Origin of the sequence: Aquimarina sp. I32.4 (genome assembly GCF_002924285.1) — a bacterium.
Classification (GTDB): Bacteria; Bacteroidota; Bacteroidia; order Flavobacteriales; family Flavobacteriaceae; genus Aquimarina.
The window spans coordinates 1-7648 of record NZ_PGUB01000151.1; the positions used below are offsets into that span (position 1 = coordinate 1).

Consider the following 7648-nt stretch of genomic DNA (forward strand, 5'->3'; position numbering starts at 1 on the left):
ATTTTAATGAAAAATAGAGTAGCATAATTAATAATCCAAATTTAAAAGATTACTCTTGTTTTATAGGGGTCAAAACATTATCCTTACAAGGATTCTCTTGGAAAAATATGTTAAGTTAGATCAATAGAAACAATTATTTTTGTTGTGAAAAGAAAACATATTTAAAAAACCATTATTATACGAATCATTAATATACGATATAACGACTTAAATTACCATGCTACATTTAATAAATAGTACAATTAATCAAATTGAAGAAAATAATGTTTTACCTGAGGTTGAAATACAAAAAGCTCAGTATATAGTTGAAAACTATGACCAGATAATCCTTTCTCAAGGAAAAGAACATATATCCATTCAGATAGACAATGGCTTTGATGAGTCTATTGTAGATATTTTGAATAATGGCGATGTAGGTGGTCTATTGTTAAAGATAGATGGAGCTTATTCAGAATGGAATATCAAGGGGCTTGTAGCACTTTATATTATTTCAAAAGAATATGCAGATAAGCTACTCTCAGATGGTAAAAAATATACCAGAGAAGGGATGATCAAAAGAGTTTTGGATGAACGATTGGATAAAGCCAAAAAAGCAGATTATAAAGTTATTTTGTCTGATAATCTTTTTGGAGAGCATACATTGATTAATGAAAAAGGCAAATCACACCAAGTTACTCTTTGGGATTTTGAAACAAAAACGGGATACATAGACAATATAGATTGGAAGATCAATAAATTATGTACTACAAAACATATTTTGTATCTATTTAATTATCTGGAAGAGAACTCTCATAAAGCTAAAAAATTAAACAAAGTATTTCCTTTTATAGAAATATATACAGATCCACTGAATGATTATAGAATATCTTGGTATTATCCGGAGAAATTAACTAGCGAGGAAGAAAATTTATTGACTTCACATTTTGGCTCTAAAAATTATATTGATGAAACCAAAATAGCTTCCTTTTTTTCTTTTCTTCAAAAATCAAATGATTTTGAACGAATCAAAGTTAGAGAAGAGGTTTATGAAAAAGTAGAATCCTATTTTGATGAATTAGAATTGGTAAGGTCGCAAGAAAAAACTACTCTTGATTATTCTGTTATAAATGCAAATTTATATCCCTATCAAAAGGAAGGAGTCGAATTTTCGGTGTTTAAAAAGGGTGTTATTATAGCCGATGAAATGGGATTAGGAAAAACGTTGCAATCTATCACTACTGCGATTCTTAAAAAAGAAGTATTCGATTTCAAAAAAACATTGGTAATATGTCCGGCATCAGTAAAACATCAATGGAAAAATGAAATTTTAAAGTTTAGTACTGAAAAAGGAACAGTTATAGAAGGGAACCCAGAGATTAGAGCTAATGAATATGCTACAAATTCTGATTTTTTTCACATTATAAATTATGAAACTGTGCTAAGGGATTTAAGAGAAATTAATAAATCAGGGTATGACTTTGTAATACTAGATGAGGCGCAAAAAATAAAAAACTATGAAACAAAAACAGCAATAGCTATTAAAAGTATTCAAAAAAAACATGCATTGGTTATTACTGGAACACCTTTAGAAAATAAATTGCTAGACATCTATTCTATAGTTCAGTTTTTAGATCAAAAATTGCTAGCACCACAATGGGAATTTTCTTATCAACATTGTATTTTTGATAGTGAATATAAAAACAAAATTCATGGATATTATAATCTAAGAAGTCTGAAAAAGCGATTAGGTTCTATATTAATTCGCCGAGAAAAACGTGATGTATTTGATCAATTGCCTAATGTTGTACAAAAGAATATTTATGTAAAATTATCAGATGAGCAGGCGGCTATGCATGCTAATTATGCTGCCGGAATTGCAAAAATTTTAGGTAAAAAATTTAAGACTACTTATGATTGGCAAAAGCTTATGCTGCTACTCACCAATATGCGAATGGTATGTAATTCTAGTTATCTCATTGATAAACAAACACACAATTCTCCTAAATTGGCAGAATTAAGGCATATTTTAATAGAGCAACTTAGTATAAAAAAAGATCCGAACAAAAAGGTCATTATATTTTCAGAATGGGTAACCATGCTTAAATTAATCGGAGAAATGCTTAAAAAAGAAGATGTAACATTTACAATGCTTACAGGTAAAGTTCCCGTTAAAAAAAGACAAGCATTAATCAAAGAATTTGAAGATAATGATGATTGTAAAATATTCCTGTCTAGTGAATCGGGTGGAACCGGACTTAATTTACAGGTGGCTGATACTGTAATCAATTTTGAAATCCCCTGGAATCCTGCCAAAAAGAACCAGCGAATAGGTAGAATAGATAGAATTGGACAAAAGAAACAAAAGCTACATGTTTTTAATCTTCTATCCTTAGAATCAATAGAAATTAAAATTGCTACAGGATTACTGTTAAAACAAAATCTTTTTGAAGGTGTTTTAAATGAAGGAAATTTCACAGATGAGGTAGATTTTTCAGAAAAGGGAAAATCACAATTTATAAAACAGCTAGAAGAAGTCATAAATGATAATTCTAATTATGATACGACAACATCAGAAGATATTTTGATTAGTAATGAAGAAACTGTATTTGAAGAGTCGATTTCATCCAGCCAAGAAGAGTTAGCAATAGTTGAACCTGTTTCTGATTTAGAAAAAGAAGAAATAAGTATAGAGCAAACCAGTTCCTCACAAAATAAAATTGAAAAAATGGAAGAAGTAATGATCAAAGGAATGGAGTTTTTGACTGGTTTATACCAAATGAGCACTGGTGAAAAAACGACCAATACAAGTACTCCTAAAGTTAAAGTGAACAAAGAAACTGGCGAAGTTTCTATTTCTTTTAAAATGGAGTTTGCAAAAGAAGAATAGTTTTTTAGATAATCTGATAGGATAAAATATATAAGAACAAAAATTCGTTAAAGAGAGATTTATGTACCATAATACGTAGTAAAAATTTAATGAGATAAGAGATTTTAGTGTTAATTGAAATAGATAAGAGGAGAAGCTTTAAGAATCCATTAATAAAGTAGAGTGGGTTTTTATAAATGCTTCTATTTCAAGTAAATTATTAATAGAATGGTTAGATATTTCAATCTCTCCCGCTACTCTCAGGACATTTTTTTCCTCAAGCCAGACAATTTTGTCTGGCTTTTTGTTTGGAAAATCTAAAGAATGCTTAAAAAAGCTTACTTTAGAGATACCCTAAACTATAACAGTGGAAAAATTTATTGGAATAACTCAACGAGTTACTTAGAAAAGATCTAATTATCTAGTACTTCCAAAGCACGTTCTATTCCACTATCCTTTTCTTCTTGAAAATCTATGGTTGACAAAAAAGGTACTCGGTTTTCTAGATTTTCAGGTCCAATTCCAACAATTTCAAAAACCTCACCTTGGGCATCACTATATATTTCATTAGATATACTTACTTCAGCACCATTTGGCAATACATGTGTAAGAATAGTAGAAAAAGTACCAGCTGTGTTCTCTCCTACAATGGTTACATACGGTAAGTCTTTAAGACATAACGTAAAAAGAGATCAAGACCAAAAGTTGTGTTCATGCAAATATTCTGGTTAATCTAAACAAGAAGAATTCGGATCAAGACCAAAAGTTGTGTTTATACAAATATTCAAAATAATCGAGTTTTATCCCAGTGACTAACTAAAGAAATGGAAAGCAAAATCCGATTAACTATCTTGTAATGCTCTTATAAAGAAATTAGTTTTTCTAAATCTGTTTCTAATGTAACCTATAGAGAATCAATGTAAGTATGTTTTTTTGTTGTTGATGAGATAAGTATAAATTTATAAATTTATACTTGTACTTATTTTTTGAATGATCTAATATAGTATTTTTCCGATTTGATTACAATTCTTAAGTATAATTAAGCTAGATATTTTTCGGTTTTTTGATAAATGATATTAATGTATTCGTGAGAGTAGATTGATAAAAAAATCTTGAGATGAAGATATCTTAGAATTAAAATCTATCAGATGCGACAGAATCGAATCTTCTAATCATAAAATAATGATAAATTAATTGTATGCGAAGTATTAAAAATACTGTTTTAGGAAAAGAAGATAATAAAAAAGAGACACTTCCTCTTCACCTTTCTCAAAAGGAAATTTATAATGAACAGGTTTTAGATCCGAATAGTTCAGAATTTAATGTAGGAGGGTATATTGTCCTTAAAGGTAAACTTGATAAGGTTTGTTTTATTGATATATTGAAAAATCTACCTGAGGTATTTGATATTTTGCGCATTCATTTTGATTTTAATAAGGCTATTCCAAAATGCCATTTTTCAAATAAACCTCAAAAAATTGAGGTTAACCAAATAAGCTTTACAGGAGAGAGAGATCCAAAAAAGTTAGCATTAAATTGGATGCAAGAGCAATTCAATAGACCTTTTGACCTTTTTAAAAAAAAATTATTTGAAAACTATTTGCTTCAGATAAGCGAAAATGAGTATTGGTGGTATATGAGCTATCATCATCTTATTTTAGATGGATATGGTTTTGGAATACTCATCCAATATGTTGCTAACAAATATTCTTCAAGTGTAAATTTAAGAAACCCTACAAAAGAGATTGATTTTACTTTTGATACATATCAAGATGAAATTGCAAAATCATTAGAATACTTGAGTTCTGATTCATTTAATGATGATATTTCATATTGGAAAAAACAATTCATAAATATACCTGAACCTCTACCAAAAAAACATTTTTTTAATCATTCAGGGAATAAAGTTCATCGAACTAGTATCTTTATAAGTGAACGAGATAAAAGAGTATATGAGGAAATAACCAAGAAGACCCGTACTAGTCTGCAGCAACTAACTTTGGCTGCCTTAATAATATATTTTGCTCGATTCGAAAATCAATACGAAATTGTATTTGGTGTTCCATTGCACAAAAGAAGAAATAAAAGACAACGAAATATTGTTGGCCCATTTTCTGGTGTAATTCCATTTAAGGGTATATATACAGAGGATCAAACAATTTATGATTTTTTGAATGACATAAAGAAAAGACAGCGATCTGATTATCGTCATCAGGCATGCCTTCCAAGTTATATTAATAAAGAGTTGAACTTGTTGTCGAAAGGAAGAACTCAACTATTTGATATAATTGTCAATTATGAGACAATGGATTTTTCTCTAAATATTGATGGGATCAATTCAGAAGCTAAGCATCTTTCAAGTAATGAAGGTAGTACTCCTTTATCTATTAGATGGTGTGATTATGGAAATAATCAACCTTTAGAAATTAAGATAGATTATAAATATTCATACTTCTCAAAGAAAGAAATTGAATTATTAATGTCTAGAGTACTATTCATTATGAGGCAATTCAAAGTTGATACGGGGGGAGTAGGTAATCTTTCTATATTGACTTCAAGGGAAGAAAAAGAACTATTGTATGATTTCAATGATACAGCTATTGATTATCCTCTTGAGAGTAGTACTATTCTTGATTTATTTGAGAATCAAGCGGTAATATCGCCAGAGAATATTGCAATATTTTCTGAGAATAACAGCTTAACATATAAAGAATTAAATGATAGGTCAAATAAACTTGCTCATTATCTAAAAGAAAATTATTCTCTTGAAGCTGATGATTTAGTTGCAATAAAATTGGATAAAAGCGAATGGTCAATAATCTCAGTTTTGGCAGTTTTGAAATCGGGAAGTGCTTATGTACCTATAGATCTTGATTATCCACAAGAAAGAATAGACTATATTATAGAAGATATAGATTGTAAGGTTGTTATTGATGATGAAGAGTTAAGAAAATTCATAGATGTTTCTAATAAATATTCTATTGAAAACTTAAATTTAGCTATCAAGCTGAATGATCTTGCCTATGTAATTTATACTTCAGGAAGTACAGGAAAACCAAAAGGAGTACTAATTGAACATGATTCTCTTTTAAATATAGCACTTTGTTGGCGCGAAGAATACAACTTGGAAAAAGAAAGTGTTGTATTGCAGACGGCCAGTTTTTCTTTTGATGTTTTCACAGGGGATTTATGCAGGAGTTTGATAAATGGCTCGAAATTGGTTTTATGTCCAAAAGAAGTAAGTTTAGATTCTAAATATTTCTATGAGTTCATTAAAGCTCATAAAGTTAGTGTTTTAGAGCTCACTCCAAAATTAGCAATTCCACATTTTGACTTTGTTTATGAAAATAATTTAGATGTTTCTTTTATCGAATTGTTAATTCTCGGATCTGATACATTACAAGGATCAGAGTTTAAAAATTTGTTAGAGAGATTTGGTGCTCAAATGAGAATAATCAATAGTTACGGTACAACAGAGACAACTATAGACTCATCTTATTATGAAGTACCTGTATCTAAAAATATAGTAGATAATATCAATGTTCCAATTGGTCGGCCGTTAGCAAATACAGAAATTTATATACTCAATAAATCTTTACAAGCTCTACCTATAGGAGTTATTGGTGAATTATGTATTGCAGGATTAGGGGTTTCGAGAGGATATTTGAATCGTCCTGATTTGACTCAAGAAAAGTTCATTAAAAACCCATTTGGTAAAGGTAGATTATATAAGACTGGTGATTTAGCACGATGGTTACCAGATGGTAATATTGAGTTTTTGGGCAGGGCTGATGATCAGGTTAAAATAAGAGGATATCGGATTGAGTTGGGAGAGATAGAAAACGTGTTAGCGGATCACAATTTGGTACTTCAAAGTTGTGTATTATGTAATGAAGATTCGAGAGGGCATAAATATTTGGCTGCTTATATTGTGTGTAAAGAAGATTTGAATACAAGTTTAGTACAGCAATACCTGATAAGTCAATTGCCTAATTATATGGTTCCTTCTGTAGTTGTTTTTTTAGATGCATTACCAATAACTCCTAATGGTAAGATTGATAAAAAAGCATTACCCGCTCCAGATCCTTCAGAAATAGTTTCTGATACATATGTTGCACCAAGTACACCTATAGAAATTGAATTGGCTTCTATTTGGGAGGAGTTACTAAATTTGAAAAAAATAGGGATTCATGATAATTTTTTTGAATTAGGAGGGCATTCACTTTTAGTAATGCGACTTGTTTCTATTGTAAGGAAACAATTAAAAGTAGAGCTTACGGTAAAAGATATTTTTGAAAAAGCAACTATTTTTTTTCTTTCTCATTTTATACAGACAACAAAAACAGATGTTGTTTTACCAGATATTTTAACGGGTATTCGTCCTGTTGATATTCCATTATCGTTTTCACAAGAGCGTTTATGGTTTTTAGATAAGTTAGAGGGTAGTACTTCCTATCATATTAGTTCAGTTTTACGCTTATCGGGTTCTATAGATATTTCTATATTGGAGTTATCATTTCGTGATATAGTTGATCGACATGAGGTTCTTCGCACGATTTATAAAGAAAGTGAAGAAGGATTTGTTTCTCAAGAAGTTTTAGATAAGGGGAATTGGAAGTTCTCCAGTTGTATTGAAGAGCCACAAGAAGATTTAATATCGTCATTAATTTCTAATATAATTAATACTCCCTATGATTTATCAAGGGATCATATATTACGTGTTTCTGTTATAGAGATTTCACCTATAGAACATATTTTGGTTTTGGTTATGCATCATATTGCTTCAGATGGTTGGTCTTTACC

3 protein-coding genes are annotated in these 7648 nt (G+C 29.8%); 2 read left to right on the top strand and 1 reads right to left on the bottom strand.

The genetic code is table 11. The features are described from left to right. The first annotated feature begins 217 nt into the window (after window positions 1–217). Window positions 218–2866, top strand: coding sequence for a DEAD/DEAH box helicase (locus tag CVD18_RS20515; protein ID WP_103867360.1), 2649 nt, complete (start codon window positions 218–220; stop codon window positions 2864–2866). A gap of 392 nt (window positions 2867–3258) precedes the next feature. Here the strand turns inward: CVD18_RS20515 and CVD18_RS20520 are convergent, their stop codons facing one another. Then, complete coding sequence (locus CVD18_RS20520; protein WP_103867361.1) at window positions 3259–3444, bottom strand: hypothetical protein; 186 nt, start codon at window positions 3442–3444, stop codon at window positions 3259–3261. A 599-nt stretch (window positions 3445–4043) separates the two neighbouring features. Here CVD18_RS20520 and CVD18_RS20525 point away from each other — a divergent pair. Then, window positions 4044–7648, top strand: a 3605-nt coding sequence (locus tag CVD18_RS20525; protein ID WP_146052881.1) for a non-ribosomal peptide synthetase, incomplete at its 3' end; no start/stop codon positions are given.

Excerpts from the sequence above, each read along its gene's own strand:
- CVD18_RS20515 (WP_103867360.1), top strand. The coding sequence starts at position 218 with ATGCTACATTTAATAAATAGTACAATTAATCAAATTGAAGAAAATAAT.